Below are 19,001 nucleotides of genomic sequence, written 5' to 3'. Positions count from 1 at the left end.
GTACCTGCCGCCCTCCGTGTCGTGGTCGATCCGGACGGCGCGGACGGTGCCACGTGACCCCGGGCGCCCGTGGCGTTTCGGGACAGCCGTTTGCAGGTGCGAATCCCGGGCCGACGCCTCGGCCGGGCCGCGGGCTCAGCCGTCGAGCGTCGCCACCACCTGCTCACAGGCGTCGAGCACCCCGCCGGCACCCGCGGGCGTGTGCCGGCACCCGACGCTGAGCTGCGTGAACCCGTCCAGCAGGACGTACCACCGCACATCCGTGGCGGTGCGGCGTTCGGTGTATGCGGTGACGGTCCGGCCGCCGAACCCCGTGGCGGGCACGTACCCGGCCAGCGGTGCGCCCGCGGCGACGGCCTCGTCGAACACCGCCCGCAGCTCGGCGGCCGCGCGCTCGGGCTCCGCCGCGGAGTCGTAGCCCAGCGGGGTGGCCTCGACGACGACGAGGTCGCTGCCCTCCGGCGCCCCGAGCGGGGTGAGCAGGCTGCGGCGACGCTCGGGCAGACCCCCCGTGTGGGCCCAGCCGGGCGGGATCTGCAGCCGGTAGCCGTACTGCGCGAGCACGTCGTCGCCGACGGGGGCGGGCGCCGGGGCGAGCGTGCCGCCGAGCACGTGCAGCCCGAGCAGCGCCACCGCGGCGACGGCGGCGCCGAGCCCGGCACGCCACCGACCGGTGCGGTGGGGAACCGCGGGCAGCCAGCGCGTGCGGGGCGCCACCGGTGGCGGGAGCGGCGCCTGCGCCCCGAGCAGCGCGGCGGCGTCGGGTCGCGGCGCGACGGTGACGTCGGGCAGCCCCGCCGCGTCGAGCAGCTCGGCCAGCTGCGGGTCGCGCGCCCCGCCCCCGATGAGCAGCACCGGGCGCGCCGGCGCCGCCAGCTCCGACACGGCGCCCACGAGCTCCCCCCAGTGTTCCCGCAGGGCGTGCCGCACCTCGACCGACCCGAGCCGCACCCGGTGGGGTGATCCCGGTACCTCCACCACGGTCTCCGGGAGCAGCGAGAGCGACTCGCGGGCCCGGCGCGCCACGCGCCCCGCCCGGTCGGCCCACTCCGGGCAGCGCGCCCGCAGCAGCCGGGCGACCACCGCGTCGAGCGCCGCCCCGCCGGGCCCGGCGCGCCGGGCCACGACGGCACCGTCCCGGACCAGCGCCACCTCTGCACGGCGATGGCCGACGTCCACCACGACCACCTCGCCGCCACGGTGTCCGGCCGCGGCCACCGCGGCGGGGATCCCGCCCGGGCCGACCCGCCGCGCGCCGGGCGGGGCAGGCGCACCGGGCGCGAGCTCCAGCACCCGCGGGGACCCGTCCGGACCGGTACCCGCCACCCGGACCGCCGTGGCACCCACCTGGAAGGTCAGCGGGATCACGGGTTGCCGTCGGGTTCGGGCGGCAACCAGGCCAGCTGGATCCGGCGCACGCCACACCTGCGGTCGACCAGCGTGCCCCGCCCCGGGGGCTGGGGGGCGGGCTTGACCGTGCCCACCAGTTGGCCCTCGTCCGGGCTGCCGTTCATCACCAGGCCGGGGGCGGCGAGCTCGCGCAGGCGTCCCAGCACCGGATCGAACAGCGCCCGGCCCGCGCCGCCGCAGCGCCGGGTGAGCACGACGTGCAGGCCGACGTCCTTGGCCTGCGGCAGGAACTCCAGCAGCGGGAGCAGCGGGTGCGGCCCCGCGTGCCCGCCCACCGGCGCGACGAGGTCGTAGTCGTCGACCAGCACGAACACCTCCGGGCCGGTCCACCAGCTGCGCTCCCGCAGCTCCCGCGGGGTGACACCGGTGCCGGGCAGCCTGCGACGCAGCGAGCCGGCGATCTCGGTCGCGGCGTCGGCGGCCGCATCCGGCGTGCTGGCGTACCCGATGAGATGGCTCGACGGCACCGCACCGAGCAGCCCGCGCCGGTAGTCGACGACGACGATCCGGGCCTCGTCCGGCCGGAAGCGTTCCACGATCCCGTGCGCGACGAGCCGCAGCAGCGTGGTCTTGCCGCTCTCGGCGTCGGCGAAGCAGAGCAGGTGCGGTTCGGCGGCGACGTCGAGCTGGACCAGCGCCAGCCGCTCCTCGTCGACGCCGAGCGGCAGCCCGGCCGTGCCGGGTTCGGGGGCGGGCAGCCGGTCGTGGTCGAGCCGCTCGGGCAGCAGCCGGACCGGCTCGAACCCCGGCCCGGTCCAGGCCGCCGCCACCTCCGCGGCGAGCCCGGCGAGGTCACCGTCCCCGAGCCGCGGCGCGGCCAGCACCATCGGTGCCCCGTCGGGCGCGAGCCCGTGCCCGCCCCGCGCCGGCACCGCGGCGGCCTTGCGCCGGTCGATCTCGGAGTCCGACACGTCGCCCAGACGCAGCTCCCACCGGCTCCCGAAGAGGTCCTTGAACGCGGGCCGCAGATCGGTCCAGCGGCCTGCCGCCACCGCGAGGTGCACTCCGAACGAGAGGCCCTGCGCCCCGACCTGCAGCAGCCGCGCCTCCAGGTCCTCGAACTCCGTGCGCAGCGTCAGGTACCCGTCGACGACGAGCAGCACGTCCGTGGCGGGCTCGCCGGAGAACTCGCCGCCGAGGCGCCGGGCCCGGAACGCCTCGATCGACCCGATCCCGCAGTCGCGGAACAGCCGTTCCCGCCGGGTGAGCAGCGCCGCGATCTCCGCGACCGTGCGCCGCACCAGGTCCGGCTGCAGGCGGTCGGCCACGGTACCGACGTGCGGCAGCGCGGACAGCGGCACGAGCGCGCCGCCCCCGAAGTCGAGCACGTGGATCCCCAGCTCGACGGGGGTGTGGGTGAGTGCGAGACCGGCCACCGCCGTGGCCAGCGCCGTCGACTTGCCCGACCGCGGGCCACCCGCGATCGCGAGGTGGCCCGCCGCGCCGGAGACGTCGAGCAGCAGGGGGTCGCGGCGTTGCCGGTAGGGCAGGTCGACGAGCGCGACGGGCACCCGCAGCGCCCCGCCGCGCCCGGCGGTGGCCGCGAGCCCCCGTCCGGGGCGCGGTCGGGGGACGCCCACGAGCTCGTCGATCGGCGGCGGGTCACCCAGCGGTGGAAGCCACACGCGGTGCGCGGGCGGCCCCTGCCCGTCGAGCGCGGCGAGAACGGTGTCGAGCACGGTGGCCACCACCGCGTCCGCGGCGTCCTCGCCCGGCGGTTCGTCGGCGCCCGGGTCCGGCCGGACCGGCCCGGCCCCGAACCGGTGGGCCCGGCGCGCGGGTGGCGGCCCGGCCCGCTCGGGCGTCGCCACCGCGGGTCCGGACACGTACGCGGCGCGGAACCGGATCAGCTCCTCGGTGCCCGTCGCGAGGAACGCCGCGCCCGGCGTGGCCGGCAGCTGGTGCGCGTCGGGGACGCCCAGCACGGCCCGGGACTCGGCCGCGGAGAACGTGCGCAGCGCGATCCGGTAGGACAGGTGCGATTCCAGCCCCCGCAGCCGCCCCTCCTCCAGCCGCTGCGACGCCAGCAGCAGGTGCAGGCCCAGCGACCGGCCCAGCCGCCCGATCATGACCAGCAGCTCCAGCAGCTCGGGACGCTGGGCGAGCAGCTCGGAGAACTCGTCGACGACGAGGAGCAGGGCCGGCAGCGGCGGCAGGTCGGCGCCCGCCCGGCGCGCGGCCGCGTAGTCGGCGACCCCGGTGAGGTTGCCCGCGCCCCGCAGCAGCTGCTGGCGCCGGTTGATCTCCCCCGCCAGCGCGTCGGCCATCCGGTCGACGAGGGTGAGCTCGTCGGCGAGGTTGGTGATGACGGCCGACACGTGGGGCAACCGGGACATCCCGAGGAAGGTGGCCCCGCCCTTGAAGTCGACGAGCACCAGGTTGAGCTCCTCCGAGGAGTGTGTGGCGGCCAGCCCGAGCACCAGCGTGCGGAGCAGCTCGCTCTTCCCCGACCCCGTCGCCCCGATGCACAGCCCGTGCGGCCCGCTGCCGCCCTGCGCGGACTCCTTGAGGTCGAGGGCGACCACGCCGCCGGTCTCGTCGAGCCCGATCGGCACCCGCATCCGGTCGGTGTCGCTGCCGGCCCACCGGGCGCGCAGGGCCCGCACCCCGTCCGCACCGGCGCCCATGCCCAGCAGCGCGGGCAGGCCGAGGCCCGTGCGCTGCGGGCCGGCGTGCGCGCCCGCCCCGCCGGGCCGATAGCGCGCGAGCCTGCGCGCCAGCGCCAGCGCCTCGGCCACCGGCACGGCGTCGGGACAGCCGACCGCGACGTCGGCCGGTTGCCCGCCACCCGCGCCCGGGCCGCCCGTGTCGGGACCGTCCGCGTCGGGACCGTCCGCGTCCCGGCCGCCCGGGTCGGGTCGGTCCGCGCCGCCGGCCAGCGCGAGGGTGTCGACACCCACCAGCAGGCGCACCACCGACGGGGCCGCCCGCCGGCCCGGGGGCGGGCCGACCCGCAGCACCGTGACCCCGGCGACGGCGGCCCACGGCCCCGGGCCCTCGGTCACCTCGTCGACGACCACCAGCAGGTGCGGCTCCCCCGCACCTGCGCCCGGCGGGCGCCCGGCCAGCTCGGCGACCCACCAGCGGCGCACCTCGTCGGCGTCGGAGGTGAGCATCCGCAACGGCCCGACGACGTCGCTGCGTCGCGGGTTGGCGGTGTGCGGCAGCCACTTCGCCCACTCCCACTCCCCGGCGCGAGCAGGTGGCGCCACCACGGCCAGCAGGGCCTCGGCGGGGCTGTGCCACAGCGCGTACTGGGCGACCATCGCCCGGGCGAGGTCCCGGGCCGGGCGCAGGTCGGCGCTCCCGGCGGCCGGTTCCAGCCACACGGTGGTGCTGGACCGCAGCGAGAGCGCGACGGGCAGGTCCGGCACGACGGCGTGCCCCCGCAGGAACCGGCGCAGGGCCAGCGCGGTGATCGGCTCGATGCCCTCCACCGGACCGGTCTGCGGCGCGACCAGGCGGGTGCCGAGCCGCTGGGGTCCGCGCCCGATGCGCAGCTGCCCGAAGTCGGGGTCACCGGGCCGCCGCTCCCACAGCCGCCCCGCCGCGAGCACCGCGGGCCACGCGGCCGCCTCGGGGTGCACGAACTCCAGCACCGCCCGCTGGTCCGCGGCGATGCCGCGCACGCGACGGCGCAGCTGGCCCAGGTAGCGCAGGTAGTCGCGGCGGTCCTCGTCGACGGTGGCCGCTCGGTTGCCGCCGCCGCGCCCCCCACCACCGGACAGCACCATGCCCAGCGTCGAGATCATGAACATCCCGCCGAACAGCCACGACGTCGGGTTGCGCACCCCGAGCACGGCGATGAACCCCACGGAGCCGAGCAGCATCACCAGCGGCAGCAGCCGCTGCAGCACCCCGGCCGGCACCATCCGCTCCGGCTCGGGTGGCGGCTCGACGGCGAGCTCGCCCGCCGGCAGGCGCAGCACGGAGCGGCGCGGCCGGACCATTCCGATGCTGCCCATCGATCTCCCCCCACGCCGTCGACGACCTTGGCGAAACGCCCACGGAACGCCGCGGGCGCGGGGATAGTAGGCAGCCGTCCGGGCCCGGCGTGGCCGATTCGACAATCCTGGAGGTCCCGTGCCGACCGCGCCCGGTTCCGCAGGTACCGCCCCGTACGCCCGCGTCACCGTCCTCGCCCCACGACACCGTGTGGACGTCGCGCTCCCGGCGGACGTGCCGGTCGGTGAGCTCGTGCCGATGGTGCTGGAGCTGCTCGGGGAACCGCCCCCGGGGCGCAGGCCCCGGCCGTGGCGGATCACCGGGGTCAGCGGCGGGCGGCTGCACCCCGGTGCCACGCTCGACGAGCTCGGCGTCCTCGACGGGGAGCTGCTGCGGATCGGCCCGGAGGACGCTCCCCCTCCACCACCCGTGTTCGACGACCCCGTCGACGCGCTGGCGGCCACGGCGGGTGCACCCGCGCGCGGCCCCGGCCTCCACGCGGGCACCGCGGTCACGTTCGTGCTCGCGGCGGCGGCCGCGGCACTGCTCGCCGCGGTCGGGTCCCCGGCTCCCGGCGCGCCGGCGTGGGCGGCGGGTGCGGCCGTGGCCGCGTTGCTCGGTGCGGTCGGCGGGCTGGCCAGGGCCGCGGTGCTGGTCCGCCGCGGGTCCGACCGGGACGCGGCCCGCCCCGCTGCGCTGGTGTCCGTGCCGCTCGCCGCCGCCGCGGGCGCGATCGTCGGCGCTCCCGGCGGGGCGTCGCTGCTGCTCGCGTGCGCCGCCGCCGGCATCGCGGCCGCCGCGGCGCAGGTCGTGCTGCGGGTCGTCGAGCCGGTGCTGGTCGCGACCGTGGTCGTCGCCGTGCCGGTGGCCGTCGTCGCGGCCGTGCACCTGCGACTGGGCGTCGGTGTGGGCGGGCTGGCGGCGGCGGTCGGCGGGTTCGCGCTGGTCGCGGGCCCGCTGCTGCCGCGCGTGGCACTGCGGCTCGCCGGGCTGCCCCGCCCGGTCGTCCCCGCCGACGCGGGCGAGCTGCGCGACGCCGACGGCGGTACCGGGGCGCCGGCGCCGGCGGAGCTGGCCGCGCGTTCCGCGCTGGCCCGCGGCCACCTCGCAGGCCTGGTCGGCGGGGTCGCGGTGCTGGCCGGCGCGGGCGCGCTACCCGCTGCCGCCACCGGCGGGTGGGCCGGGCCCGCGCTGGCGGTGGTGATCGTCGCCGTACTCGGGCTCCGGGCGCGCGGGTTCGCCGACCCGGCCCCCGCCCGCACCCTGCTGGCCACCTGCCTCGCCACCGGTATCGGGCTGGCCGCGATGGCCGCGTTCGCCGGCGGCCCGGCGGTACGGGCGGCGGTCGCCGCGGCCGTGCTGATCGCCGCGGCGGTCGCGGTCACCGTCGGCGGCGCGGCACCGGCCGTCTCGCCGGTCGCGCGCCGGGCCGTCGATCTGGTCGAGGGCGTGCTCGTCGCCCTCTCCGTACCGCTGGCGCTGGGCGCGATGGGCATGTACGAGCTGGTCCGGGGCCTGTGACCGCGCGGCGCCCGGCGCGCACCACCGCGCACGCCGTGCTGGGGGTGCTGGTGGCGCTGGGCGCGTGTGTATACGCGGGCGCGCCCACCGGCGGCGCGGGGATCGCGCCCGCCGCGGGCCCACGCTCGGCCGTCGCCACGGCGTCGGGATCGGATCCACCGGTCCCCCCGCCGGTCCGGGTGGCCGCACCCGCGGGCCGGGCGCCGGGGCCCGCCGCGGGCCTGCGCGCGCCGGCCCGCTGCGACCCACCCCCGCGCGGCGCGGAGGTCCCCGCAGGCCCGTCGCCCGCCGACCGGCTGCAGCTCGCCGCCGCCCACCGGATCGCCACCGGAGCGGGGCAGCTCATCGCGGTGATCGACACCGGCGTGGCCCCGCATCCCCGTCTGGGCTCCCGCCTGCGCGGCGGCGGCGACTACCTCACCGGCGGCTCCGGGCTCGACGACTGCGACGGCCACGGCACGGCGGTGGCGGGGCTGCTCGCGGCGAGCCGGTCCGCCGACGACGAGGTGGTCGGAATCGCCCCGGGCGCCGATCTGCTCGCGATCCGCCAGTCCAGCCCGTCCTACACGGTGCCGGGGCCCGACGGCGCGCCGCGACCGGCCGGCGACCTCGACACGCTCGCCGAGGCGATCGTGCTCGCCGTCCGGTCGGGCGCCGACGTCGTCAACGTCTCCGAGGCGGTCTGCCTGGCCCCGGAACGGGCCGCGGCGCAGGGTGCCGCGCTGCATGCGGCACTGGGCTACGCCGCCGGCGCGGACGTGGTGGTCGTCGCGGCCGCAGGCAACGCCGGGGTCGGGCTGTGCGCCGAGGACGAGGACGCGGCCGGCCAGGTGTCGCTGCCCGGCTGGTACGACGAGCTGGTCACCGTGGGCGCGACCGGCCCCGACGACGCCCCCGCCCCGTTCTCCGTACCGGGCCCGTGGGTCGACGTGGCCGGTCCGGGAACCGCGATCCGCTCGCTCGCCGTGGGTGGCGGTGTCACCGCCGACCCCGTCTCCGGCACCAGCTTCTCCACGCCGTGGGTGGCCGGGCTCGCCGCGCTGGTCCGCGAGCGGTACCCGGAGCTGACGGCCGCTCAGGTGGTGGACCGGATCCTCGCCACCGCCCGCCGCCCGCCCGGCGGGCGCGACGACCGGCTCGGCCACGGCGCGCTCGATCCGGTCGCCGCGCTGACCGCCGAGCCCGCGGTGCTGACCCCGCCCGGTGCGGTGCGCACCGATCCCCCCACGGCCAGGCTCGCCGGCACCACGCCGGTCGCCCCCCAACCCCCGCCACCGCCGGTGGACCTGGTGGCCGTGGCCGGGCTGCTCGCCGCCGCGGCCTGCGCCGCCGCGACGGTGCGGCGGCGGCCCACCGGTGCCGGTCCGCGGGCGTCGTGAGGGGGGGTCCTAGCCAGGCGGGACGTCGACCGCCAGCGCGGCACGGCCGAGGTCCAGCGACCCGCCCACCGGCAGCAGCCGCAGCGCCGCCTCGGGGGCGGGCTCGGCCGCCGTCACCCCGAGTGCCGCTGCGGTGGGCTCGTCGGCCACCCCGTAGGCCACGCCGGTGGCCGCGACCAGCCACAGCGGCCCCGCGCCCGCGGCCCGGCCCGGCCCCGTGGCCCGCACGGCCCCGCCCCCCGCAGGGGCGAGCACGACCGCGTCCGCGCGCTCCCCCGTGCCGTCGGCCTGCACGAGGTCGACCGGGACCGCGCCGACCGGCACCGGAAGCGCGTCGCCGACGAGGATCCCGCCGCCCGGGTCGCCGTCGGCGGACCATGTCCAGCACAGGGCACCGGGCCCCTCGACGACCCGCGGCACCTGCTCCGGCCACCCCGACACGTCGACGCCGTCGACGAGGGAGGCGGCCCCCAGCACCTCGGGCCCCACCTCGCGCATCCCGCCGCCTGCGGCGCGCAGCGTCTGCGCGTACACCTCGGGCACCTGCTGCACCCCGTCGGGCAGCACCACGAAGTGCACCGGCGGACCGGCGCCCGGCGGCCTGCCGACCAGCACGTCCCCCACCCGTCCCGGCACCCCGGACGGCCCGTCCGCGCCGGCCCCCGGGATCCGCGGTGCGCGCAGCGGCGGGCCCTCCGGCACCGCGTTGACCAGCGCCGCCGACGCGGGCCGGGCATCACGGCCGCCGAGCCCGAGCGCGGCCAGCAGCGCGCGGTCGCCGTCCTCGACGCGGTGCCGGTGCCGGCCGGTGACCAGCCAGGTGCCACCCCCTCCGACGGTGACCAGCACCGCGTCGGCCGACGGCGGGGTGCCCGGGAGCGCGGCCCCGCCGATCACGGTGGTGCGCGGGTCGCCGCCGTCGGGGCCCGGCTCGTCGCAGACCGCCCAGTGGGGAGCGATCACCGTCCCGTCGAGCCGGACGGCGGTGGCGCCCGGCACCGCGGCGGTGGCGGTGCGCGGCGCGCCGTCGAGATCCGCGTCGTCGACGACGACGGGCTGCGCGGTGCCCGGTTCGGCCCCGGTGGCGCCACCGGCCCGCAGGGCGGACAGCACCAGCCGCGCGGCGGGCAGGTTGGCCACGGGCACGAGCCGGTCGGGTCCGTGCGCCACGACGTACATCGCGCCGGATCCGGCGCCCACGACCACCGCCTGCCGGGACCAGTCCGGCTTCGGCACGATCAGCCCGTAGATCGCCACCGCGCCGAGCGCGAGCATCCCGAGCAGGGTGCCGGCGACGGCCGCCCGCCGCTGGGTGCGCACCTGCTCGTGCAGGGGCACCGGATCCCCCCGCACCAGCGCGGACTCCATCCGGCGCAGCCCGAAGCGGTACGCGTCGGCCTGGTCGCGGGTGGCCGGGGCCCGGGCGGCCGGACGGGGATCCGGCTCCGCGATGGGGTCCGTCGATCGCACCGGTGGACGCTAACCCCGCGCCCCGCCCGCCCGTGGGCGTTCGGGAGAACTACCCGGCCGGGACCTCCCCGATGTCCTCGAACCACAGCTCCGGGGACGCCGCGACGAACTGCGTCATCAGCTCGACGCAGCGCTCGTCGTCGAGGACGGTGACCGCGACGCCGTGCTCGGCGAGCCAGTCGTGCCCGCCGTGGAACGTGCGCGCCTCGCCGACGAGCACGGACCCGATCCCGAACTGGCGCACGAGCCCCGAGCAGTACCAGCACGGCGACAGCGTGGTCACCATGATCGTCCTGCGGTAGTCGCGCTGCCGGCCCGCGTTGCGGAAGGCCGCGGTCTCGGCGTGCATCGACGGGTCCCCGTCCTGCACGCGGCGGTTGTGGCCCCGCCCGAGCAGCGTGCCGTCGACGGAGAACAGCGCTGCCCCGATCGGGATACCGCCCTCGGCCAGCCCCGCCCGGGCCTCGTCGATCGCGACGTCCAGCATGGCGTTCACCGGGCCATGCTAGGCGCCGCCCGCACACAGCTCCCGGGGCCCGCACACAGGTCCGGCCCCATGTGCCGGCACCGGGACCTGTGTGCGAACGGGTCAGTTCTCGCGGGGTACCCGGACCCGGCGCGTCGTCGACGCGCGGGCCGCCAGCTGCGCGTCCGCGGGGTAGTCCACGGCCACCAGGCTCAGGCCGTGGGCCGGCGCCACCGCGACCTCGCTCGCCCGCTCGCCCCGCGCCAGCAGACCGCCGGGCCAGTCGACGCCACGTCGGCCGCGGCCGACGTCGAGCAGGGCGCCGACCAGGCTGCGGACCATCGAGTGGCAGAACGCGTCGGCGGCGACGGCCGCGGTGACCACCCCGTCGGCCTCCGCGTCCCAGTGCAGCTCCTGCAGCGCCCGCACGGTGGTGGCGCCCTCGCGGCGCCGGCAGTACGCGGCGAAGTCGTGCTCCCCGAGCAGCTGCGCCGATGCGGCGTTCACGGCGACGACGTCGAGGGCGTGCGGCCAGGCCAGCGTGTCGCGGGCCCGCAGCGGCTCGGCCCCGTACGGCGCGGTGGCGACGCGATAGCGGTAGTGGCGGCGCAACGCGGAGAACCGGGCGTCGAACTCGGCGGGTACCGGCGTGACCGCCCGGACCCGCACGTCGGGCGGGAGCAGCCGGGCCAGCCGCCGCACCAGCCACCCGCCGTCCAGGTCGACCGGGAGGTCGGCGTGCGCCACCTGCCCGGCGGCGTGCACGCCGGCGTCGGTGCGCCCGGCCACGGTCAGCGCGACGGGCTCGCGCAGCACCGTCGAGAGCGCGTCGACGAGCACCCCGCACACCGTGCGCAGCCCCGGCTGCACCGCCCACCCGGCGAAGTCGGTGCCGTCGTAGGCGATGTCGAGCCGGAACCTCCGCGAGTCGGGGCCTCCGGCCGCGCGAGTCGGGCTCTGCGTGCGTGTGAGTCGCGCCGTGCAGGGGCCCGGAACGGCGTCGAGCCCGCCGTCCGGGGGGACGGCGGGCTCGGCGGTGTGGAGCGGGTCGGTCAGGACTCGTCCTGCTGCTGCGAGGCCGGCAGCGAGAACCCGGCGGCCTCGGCGGCCTCCGCGCTCGCGAACCAGACCTCGGCCACCGTGCGGTCGTAGAACGACGAGCCGGGGACGTGGTAGAGCATCGAGTCGGCGTTGCCCTTGACCTCGAAGCCCTCCGGCGCCTCCTGCGGGTCGTCCAGCGGGGCGTGGCTGCCCTCGCCGTAGGGCGCGTCGGCCGATTCCGCGGCCTCCTCGGCGGCCGCGGCCGCCTCGAGCGCCTTCTCCTGCGTCTCGCTGCCCTCAGGAGCCTCGGCGGCGGCGTCGAGCGCCTTCTCCGAAGCCTCCTCGGCGGCCTCTGCCGCCGGAGCGTCCGTCTCCGCGGCCGGAGCGGACGCCGCGGCCTGCGAGGAGGCCGCCCGGCGGGCGCGGTTCGCCTCGTCGGTGACCGTCTTCTGCGAGACCAGCTCGATCACGGCCATGGGGGCGTTGTCCCCCTTGCGCGGCAGCGTCTTGGTGATCCGCGTGTAGCCGCCCTGGCGGTCGGCGAAGAACGGGCCGATCTCGGCGAGCAGCCGGTGCACGACCGTCTTGTCGCGGATGACCTTCTGGATCTCGCGACGGTTGTGCAGGTCGCCGACCTTGGCCTTGGTGATCAGCCGCTCGGCGTAGGGGCGCAGCTTGCGCGCCTTGGCCTCCGTGGTGCTGATCCGGCCGTGCTCGAACAGCGAGGTGGCCAGGTTCGCCAGAATGTGCCGCTGGTGCGCGGGCGAGCCGCCGAGGCGGGCCCCCTTGGTGGGCTGAGGCATCGCTACAGCTGCTCCGTTTCTGCGTAGTCCTGGCCGTCGTCCCCGAAGGTGTCGGGGTCGAACCCGTCGGAGCCGTACTCGGCGGCCGCGGCCGACGGGTCGAATCCGGGCGGGCTGTCCTTCAGCGCGAGGCCGAGGCCGACGAGCTTCATCTTGACCTCGTCGATCGACTTCGCGCCGAAGTTGCGGATGTCGAGCAGGTCGGCCTCGGACCGGCCGACCAGCTCACCCACGGTGTGGATGCCCTCGCGCTTGAGGCAGTTGTAGGAGCGGACCGTGAGGTCGAGCTCCTCGATCGGCATCGCGAAGGCCGCGATGGTGTCGGCCTCCTGCGGCGACGGGCCGATCTCGATGCCCTCGGCGTCCACGTTGAGCTCGCGGGCGAGCCCGAACAGCTCGACGAGCGTCTTGCCGGCCGAGGCCAGCGCGTCGCGGGGGGAGATCGAGGGCTTGGTCTCGACGTCGAGCACGAGCTTGTCGAAGTCGGTGCGCTGCTCGACGCGGGTGGCCTCGACCTTGTAGGTCACCTTGAGGACCGGCGAGTAGATCGAGTCGACCGGGATGCGGCCGATCTCGGCGCCGGTGGCCTTGTTCTGCATGGCGGGGACGTACCCGCGGCCCCGCTCGACGACGAGCTCCACCTCGAGGCGGCCCTTGTCGTTGAGCGTGGCGATGTGCAGGTCCGGGTTGTGCACGGTGACGCCCGCGGGCGGGACGATGTCACCGGCGGTGACCGGGCCGGGGCCCTGCTTGCGCAGGTACATCGTGACCGGCTCGTCCTCCTCGGAGGACACGACCAGCTCCTTGAGGTTCAGGATGATGTCGGTGACGTCCTCCTTCACCCCCGGGACGGTGGTGAACTCGTGCAGAACGCCGTCGATGCGGATGCTGGTGACCGCCGCGCCCGGGATGGACGACAGCAGCGTGCGCCGGAGCGAGTTGCCCAGCGTGTAGCCGAAACCGGGCTCCAGCGGCTCGATGACGAACCGGGAGCGGGTGTCGACGACCGAGTCCTCGGCCAGGGTGGGGCGCTGAGAGATCAGCATGGGATGGGCCTCCTTCAGGCCTGCGGCAACCGCTATTTGATGCCGCAGTGAGCCCCGGCCGCCTCCCTGCGGCGGCCGGGGTGTCGGGCGCTACTACTTGGAGTAGAGCTCGACGATCAGCTGCTCGGTGACCTGCGTGTCGATCTGCGCACGCTCGGGCAGCTGGTGGACCAGGATGCGCAGGGTCGAGGGGACGACCTGCAGCCAGCCGGGGATCGGGCGGTCGCCCACCAGTTCCTTGGCGATGATGAAGGGATCGGTGTTGATCGACTTCGGCTTGACGTCGATGATGTCGTAGGGCGACACCCGGAAGCTGGGGATGTCCACCTTCTCGCCGTTGACGAGGAAGTGGCCGTGGTTGACCAGCTGGCGCGCCATGCGGCGCGTCCGGGCGAGGCCCGCGCGGTACACGACGTTGTCGAGGCGGGTCTCGAGGATCTGCAGCAGGTTGTCACCGGTCTTGCCGGCACGACGGTTGGCCTCCTCGTAGTAGCGGCGGAACTGCTTCTCCAGCACGCCGTACGCGAATCGGGCCTTCTGCTTCTCCTGCATCTGCAGGAGGTACTCGGTCTCCTTGATCCGGATCCGGCCGTGCTGGCCGGGCGGGTAGGGGCGACGCTCGAAAGCCTGGTCGCCGCCGACGAGGTCGACCTTGAGACGACGCGACTTGCGCGTCATGGGTCCGGTGTAGCGAGCCATCTCTTACCTCTCCCCCTAGACCCGGCGCCGCTTGGGCGGGCGGCAGCCGTTGTGCGGCTGCGGGGTCACGTCGGAGATCGTGCCGACCTCCATGCCGGCGGCCTGCAGTGAACGGATCGCCGTCTCGCGACCGGAGCCGGGACCCTTCACGAACACGTCGACCTTCTTCATGCCGTGCTCGGCGGCCTTGCGGGCGCAGTTCTCGGCGGCCATCTGCGCGGCGTAGGGCGTGGACTTCTTGGAGCCCTTGAACCCGACGTGGCCCGCGGAGGCCCAGGCGATCACGGCACCGGTGGGGTCCGTGATCGTCACGATGGTGTTGTTGAACGTGCTCTTGATGTGGGCGTGCCCATGAGCGACGTTCTTCTTCTCCTTGCGGCGGACCTTCTTGGCTCCGGCCTGCGCTCGTGTGCGGGGCGGCATTACTTCTTACCTGCCTTCTTCTTGCCGGCGACCGTCTTCTTCGGTCCCTTGCGGCCGCGGGCGTTGGTCTTGGTGCGCTGGCCGCGCACCGGAAGGCCACGGCGGTGCCGGATCCCCTGGTAGCAGCCGATCTCGATCTTGCGACGGATGTCGGCCTGCACCTCGCGGCGCAGGTCGCCCTCGACGCGCAGGTTGTCCTCGATGTACTGGCGGAGGGTGGCGACGTCCTCGTCGCTCAGATCCTTGGACCGCAGGTCCCGGTCGATCCCGGTGGCGGTGAGGATCTCCAGGGAACGGGTGCGACCGATCCCGAAGATGTAGGTGAGCGCGATCTCCATCCGCTTGTCGCGGGGAAGGTCGACGCCGGCAAGTCGTGCCATGCGGCGGGGTTCTCCTCTGAACTGGTGGCCAGGTCTGCCCGACGACCGTCCCGGGATCCGCGGATCCCGGGCCCCGGCCTGGTTCCGGGGGTGCTTGCGCCCGTGTGGCGCGGTAGGTGCGTCAGGCCTTCTGTTGTGCTGGTGCTGCGTCGTGCGGAAGAACTGCGGGTGATCAGCCCTGGCGCTGCTTGTGGCGCAGGTTCTCGCAGATCACCATGACCCGCCCGTGACGGCGGATCACCCTGCACTTGTCGCAGATCTTCTTGACGCTCGGCTGGACCTTCACGTCCGTCGTCCTCTGTGGTGTCGGTTCACTTGTAGCGGTAGACGATGCGGCCTCGGGTGAGGTCGTAGGGAGAGAGCTCCACGACCACCCGGTCCTCGGGGAGGATCCGGATGTAGTGCTGCCGCATCTTTCCGCTGATGTGCGCGAGGACCCGGTGACCGTTCTCCAGCTCCACGCGGAACATCGCGTTCGGCAGGGGTTCGACGACCCGGCCCTCGACCTCGATCGCCCCGTCCTTCTTGGCCATGTCCTCCGCGATCCGTGACAGGTGTGCGTACTCTGAACTCCGTGCTGGTGGTGCCGTGCAGGCACGCCGTCGACCCGGGACCGCGAGGCCCTCTCAGGCGCGACGGCTGGAACATGATCCGGGACGCGCAGGGCGCGCCGAAACACCAGTGTACGACTGTTGCGCACGCGGCAGCACATGGGGTACTGGCCCGGGGATTCTCGCTTGACCCGAACCCTGGGGGAGGTGTTGTGCTTGCCCCGTGAGCGTCGAGCGGCCCGGAGTCGCCACCCCGCGGACCCTGCCCCGGCCGCTGCGCCCGTTCCGGCACCGCGACTACCGGCTGCTCGCCGTGTCGATGGGCTTCTCGCTGTTCGCGAGCGGCCTGTGGCTGGTCGCGATCGTGTACCAGGTGATCGCGTTGGGCGGCGGGCCGTCGGAGCTCTCGCTCGTGGCGGCGGCGGCGAGCCTCGGGCTGGTGCTCAGCGTGCTCGGTGGGGGTGTCGCCGCCGATCGCCTCCCCCGACGGCGGGTCCTGATCTCGGTCGAGGTCGTGCGGATCGCCTCGGCCGGCCTCGCGACCGGCCTGGCGCTCGCCGGGTCGATGCAGCTGTGGCACCTGGCCGTGATCGCCTTCGTGGTCGGCGCCGCCGAGGCGTTCTTCTTCCCCGCCTACTCCGCCGCGCTGCCGACGATGCTGCCCGCCGACGAGCTGCTGGCGGCCAACGGCGTGGAGGGGATGCTCCGGCCCGTCGCGCAGCAGGCGCTGGGCCCGGCGTTGGCCGGGCTGCTCGTCGGCGCCTTCGCACCGGGGGCGGCGCTGCTCGGTGCGGCGCTGGCCTACGTCCTGGCCCTGCTCCCGCTGCTGACGATGCAACTCGCGCCCACCTCCCCCACCGGTGACGGGCCCGGCTCGGTGCTCGGCGACCTGCGCGAGGGCTTCGCCTACTTCGTGCGCACGGGCTGGCTGTTCGCCACGCTGGCCTTCGCGTCCCTGCTCGTGCTGGTCATCCTCGGCCCGATCGAGGTGCTGATCCCGTTCGCGGTGCGCGACCAGACCGGGTCGGGACCGTCCGGGTACGCCTTCGTGCTCGCCTCCTACGGCGTCGGCGCCGTCATCGGTTCGATCATCGCGTCGGCGGGACGGCTACCCCGCCGCTACCTGACGTGGATGCTGCTGCTGTGGGGCGCCGGATCCGCGCCGCTGGCCCTGATGGGGCTGACCGACCAGCTGTGGCTGATGGGCGCGGCCGCGCTGGTCGTCGGCGTCACGGGCGCGATGGCGATGGTCATCTGGGGCACGCTGCTGCAGCGGCGGGTGCCACCGCACCTGCTGGGGCGGGTGTCGAGCCTGGACTTCTTCGTCTCGCTCGCCCTCATGCCGGTGTCGATGGCGCTGGCGGGCCCGGTCGGCGACGCCCTGGGCCTGCCGATCACGTTCGTGCTGGCCGGGGCGATCCCGGTGTTCCTGGCGATCGCCGCGATCCTCGGCTGGCGGCTGTACCGCGACGAGATCGCGCACCCGCTGGACGCGCCGGTCAGCGCGAGCCCGGCATCGTGAACCACAGCATCGGGTTGCGCGTCGTGCCGCGCGCCCCGTGCAGGCCGAGCTCCTCGCGCAGCGCCACGAGCTGCGCGAACGCCGCGGGGGCCCGCCGGCGCGACGCCGTGAACCCGGTGACTCCGCGCTCCCGCATCCAGCCCATCAGGACCGCGCCCTCGGTGAGGGGCAGCACCCGCCGCCCGTGGTGCACGTCGTGCACGCTCACCGGGGCCCCGGCGGCGACGAGCGGGAGCAGCTCGGCGAGGTACCAGCGCGCGAACGACGCGGTGTGGGCGGCGTCGACGAACAGGTAGTCCGCGTCGCGCGGGACGTCCGCCAGGCGCTCCCGCACATCGCCGTGGACGAACGTCCACCGCCCGTCGGCCAGCCCGTCCGGCACGTTCCGGACGACGTTGTCGATCCGGTCGAACGAGTGCAGGTGCCCGGATCCGCTGTCGCGCAGCGCACTGAGGATCCAGGTGGTGGACCAGCCGTGGAAGGTGCCCAGCTCCATCACCCGCTCCGGGCGCGTGTCGCGCAGCAGCAGGTAGGTGATCTCCGCCTCGATGTCGTCGAGCTGCGGGGTCATCGCCGCAGTGGCCGCCCGGAACCGCCGCTGCTGCTCGATCAGCCGGCCGAGGTCCGTGGCGTGGGTACGGTACAGCGTCGACACGTAGTCCAGATCGATCACGTCGGCCACCGCCGCACGGTACCGGCGGTCCGCCGCCACCCCCGGCGGGGCCGGGCGGCAGTTCGGTCGACGACGCCGGCGACGACCACGGTGGCGCCGCGGGCTCACCGGTAGCCGGTGACCCGGCTGTCCTTGGGGTGCTCCACCCCGAACCGGACGGACACCTCCCAGGTGCCACCCGCCGGGACCCGGGCCACCCACTCGCACCGACCCAGCTCGTCGCGCTCGGCGGGCTCGGGCACCAGCTCGATGTCGACGACCTTCACCTCCGCGGCCCGGGAGACCGGCAGCCGGTCACGCACCACCACCCGGGCCTCACCTGCGCGGCGGTTGGTGACCGTGGTGCGCCAGCGCTGCGTCGCCCCGCGCTGCGAGCCGAACCGAATCCTGTGTGCGGTGCGTGACTCCAGCTCGCGCTCGACCACCACCCGGTCGTCGACGCCCAGCGCGAGCTCGATCTCGCCGCCCGGCGCGGTGGTCTCCAGGCTCGTGGTGCCCACGTAGGCGCCGGACAGGAACGTCGAGACCGGTCCGGCGGGGAGCACGTGCCCGCTGGTGTTGACGACGGTGGCCCGCAGGTGCACGTCGGGCCCGAGCACCGGCGCGGTGAGGTGGTCGAGCCGGGACCCGGCCTCGACCGTCGTGACCGTCGTGCGGTGCGGCGTGCCGTCGGCCGCGACGGCCGTGGGTCGGGCGAGCCGCCAACTGCCGGCCACCAGCCCCTCCTCCGGTTCGGCCTCCACGGCGTGCGCCACGGCGCGGCGAGGCGCAGCGGCGGGCGACGGGGGTGGACCGGCCGCGGCGAAGGCCATCTCCGCCCGCGGCGCGGGCCGGGCGAGGTCGATCCACCACGGTTCCAGCTCGGGCAGCGTCGCCGCGACCGCGGGCCGCGCCGTCGACAGGGTCAGCTCGCAGGCGGGCCAGTCCTCCCCGGTCTGCTGCGTGACCATCCCGATCCAGGTGAGCGTGACGCGGCCGCCGTCGTCGAGGCGGGCGTCGTAGGCCGAGGTCCAGCCCGCGCCGTCCGCGACGTAGGTCAGCTCGACCTCGACCTCGCCTGCGACGTCGGCCTCGATGCCCACGACCGCCTCGCGGCGGGTGCGGCCCGCCCCCTGCAGCCGGTCCAGCTCGGCGCGGGCGGTGGCGAGCACGTGCTCGGCGTCGACGCGGGACTCGGCGTGCGCGCGGCGGGTGGCCGCGACCGCGGCGATCTGGGCCGCCACGGCCGCACCGATCTCGCCGGCCCGGGCGGGCTCGGCGGACCCGTCGGCCAGCGCCGCGGCGAGCCGGTCGCCGCTGCGCAGCGCGAGCCTGCGCAGCAGCTCCTCGCGCGCCGCCTCGCCTGCGTCGGCGCCGTCGACCGCGGCGAGCGACCGCTCGGCGTCCCGCACCGCGATCTCTGCGGCCTGCACCCGGCCGCCGGGAAGCTCGGCGAGTTCGCGGCGGACCACGTCGACCCCGATCACCCGCGCACCACCCGCCGTGACGCGCATCGAGTCCGGCAGCAGCGCGTGGGTGAGCTCGGGCACCACGACCTCCGAGCGACCGGCAGGCACTGCGATCCGCCCGCGCCGGGTCACCCTGGCCCACTGCGGATGCACGGTGACAGCGGCGACCGGCGCCTGCAAATCCATGCCGCACCGTAGCGCGGCACCCGCGCAGCCTGGTTCTC

At 76.0% G+C, this 19,001-nt stretch carries 16 protein-coding genes and 1 pseudogene; 3 read left to right on the top strand and 14 right to left on the bottom strand.

Features of this window, described 5'->3' with window-relative positions; genetic code table 11:
• Window positions 1-135: 135 nt before the first annotated feature.
• The gene (locus tag Q1K26_RS23680) at window positions 136-1,368 is read right to left on the bottom strand and encodes a type VII secretion-associated protein (RefSeq protein WP_300017200.1); all 1,233 of its coding nucleotides are present in this window, start codon (window positions 1,366-1,368) and stop codon (window positions 136-138) included.
• Window positions 1,365-5,375, bottom strand: a complete 4,011-nt coding sequence (gene eccCa, locus Q1K26_RS23675; RefSeq protein WP_300017197.1) for a type VII secretion protein EccCa — start codon at window positions 5,373-5,375, stop codon at window positions 1,365-1,367. The genes Q1K26_RS23680 and eccCa overlap by 4 nt, the downstream gene beginning before the upstream one ends.
• 118 nt (window positions 5,376-5,493) lie before the next feature.
• Between eccCa and eccD the strand changes: the two genes are divergently transcribed.
• Window positions 5,494-6,876: a type VII secretion integral membrane protein EccD gene (eccD, locus tag Q1K26_RS23670; RefSeq protein ID WP_300017194.1), complete on the top strand. Its 1,383-nt coding sequence runs from the start codon at window positions 5,494-5,496 to the stop codon at window positions 6,874-6,876.
• Window positions 6,873-8,255: a type VII secretion-associated serine protease mycosin gene (gene mycP / locus Q1K26_RS23665; protein WP_300017191.1), complete on the top strand. Its 1,383-nt coding sequence runs from the start codon at window positions 6,873-6,875 to the stop codon at window positions 8,253-8,255. Before eccD ends, mycP begins: the two co-directional genes overlap by 4 nt.
• Before the next feature lie 9 nt (window positions 8,256-8,264).
• On the opposite strand, the gene eccB is transcribed toward mycP, so the two are convergent.
• From eccB to infA, 10 genes and pseudogenes are all read right to left on the bottom strand, one after another.
• Window positions 8,265-9,725, bottom strand: a complete 1,461-nt coding sequence (gene eccB / locus Q1K26_RS23660) for a type VII secretion protein EccB (RefSeq protein WP_300017188.1) — start codon at window positions 9,723-9,725, stop codon at window positions 8,265-8,267.
• Window positions 9,726-9,774: 49 nt separating this feature from the next.
• Entirely contained in the window at window positions 9,775-10,212 is a 438-nt protein-coding gene (locus tag Q1K26_RS23655) for a nucleoside deaminase (RefSeq protein WP_300017351.1), read from the bottom strand.
• Window positions 10,213-10,314: 102 nt separating this feature from the next.
• Window positions 10,315-11,106: pseudogene (gene truA, locus Q1K26_RS23650) on the bottom strand (tRNA pseudouridine(38-40) synthase TruA); the annotation flags it as partial.
• A 137-nt stretch (window positions 11,107-11,243) separates the two neighbouring features.
• Complete coding sequence (gene rplQ / locus Q1K26_RS23645) at window positions 11,244-12,035, bottom strand: 50S ribosomal protein L17 (protein ID WP_363320528.1); 792 nt, start codon at window positions 12,033-12,035, stop codon at window positions 11,244-11,246.
• A gap of 2 nt (window positions 12,036-12,037) precedes the next feature.
• Window positions 12,038-13,081, bottom strand: a complete 1,044-nt coding sequence (locus tag Q1K26_RS23640; RefSeq protein WP_300017185.1) for a DNA-directed RNA polymerase subunit alpha — start codon at window positions 13,079-13,081, stop codon at window positions 12,038-12,040.
• A 93-nt stretch (window positions 13,082-13,174) separates the two neighbouring features.
• On the bottom strand, window positions 13,175-13,780 hold the full coding sequence (rpsD, locus tag Q1K26_RS23635; RefSeq protein ID WP_300017182.1) for a 30S ribosomal protein S4: 606 nt from the start codon (window positions 13,778-13,780) through the stop codon (window positions 13,175-13,177).
• Window positions 13,781-13,795: 15 nt separating this feature from the next.
• Window positions 13,796-14,203 carry a 30S ribosomal protein S11 gene (rpsK, locus tag Q1K26_RS23630; RefSeq protein WP_300017179.1) on the bottom strand — a complete coding sequence of 136 codons (408 nt, stop codon included), beginning with the start codon at window positions 14,201-14,203 and terminating at the stop codon, window positions 13,796-13,798.
• Complete coding sequence (gene rpsM / locus Q1K26_RS23625) at window positions 14,203-14,583, bottom strand: 30S ribosomal protein S13 (protein WP_300017176.1); 381 nt, start codon at window positions 14,581-14,583, stop codon at window positions 14,203-14,205. The genes rpsK and rpsM overlap by 1 nt, the downstream gene beginning before the upstream one ends.
• A 172-nt stretch (window positions 14,584-14,755) precedes the next feature.
• A complete protein-coding gene (gene rpmJ / locus Q1K26_RS23620; protein WP_214402186.1) occupies window positions 14,756-14,869 on the bottom strand; it encodes a 50S ribosomal protein L36 in 114 nt (37 codons plus the stop codon).
• 25 nt (window positions 14,870-14,894) lie between these two features.
• Window positions 14,895-15,116, bottom strand: a complete 222-nt coding sequence (gene infA, locus Q1K26_RS23615; RefSeq protein WP_028929190.1) for a translation initiation factor IF-1 — start codon at window positions 15,114-15,116, stop codon at window positions 14,895-14,897.
• A gap of 241 nt (window positions 15,117-15,357) precedes the next feature.
• On the opposite strand from infA, the gene Q1K26_RS23610 reads away from it, so the two are divergent.
• Window positions 15,358-16,656, top strand: a complete 1,299-nt coding sequence (locus tag Q1K26_RS23610; RefSeq protein ID WP_300017173.1) for an MFS transporter — start codon at window positions 15,358-15,360, stop codon at window positions 16,654-16,656.
• Here the strand turns inward: Q1K26_RS23610 and Q1K26_RS23605 are convergent.
• Entirely contained in the window at window positions 16,634-17,338 is a 705-nt protein-coding gene (locus tag Q1K26_RS23605; RefSeq protein WP_300017171.1) for a class I SAM-dependent methyltransferase, read from the bottom strand. The two genes, Q1K26_RS23610 and Q1K26_RS23605, sit on opposite strands and share 23 nt — an antisense overlap.
• Window positions 17,339-17,433: 95 nt before the next feature.
• Window positions 17,434-18,963, bottom strand: coding sequence for a DUF4139 domain-containing protein (locus tag Q1K26_RS23600; protein ID WP_300017168.1), 1,530 nt, complete (start codon window positions 18,961-18,963; stop codon window positions 17,434-17,436).
• Between the last annotated feature and the right edge of the window lie 38 nt (window positions 18,964-19,001).

Origin of the sequence: Pseudonocardia sp., assembly GCF_029263155.1 — a bacterium.
In the GTDB taxonomy this organism is placed as follows: domain Bacteria; phylum Actinomycetota; class Actinomycetes; order Mycobacteriales; family Pseudonocardiaceae; genus Pseudonocardia.
Note: the sequence above shows the minus strand (reverse complement) of the source record. Positions and strands in the feature narration are given on the sequence as shown.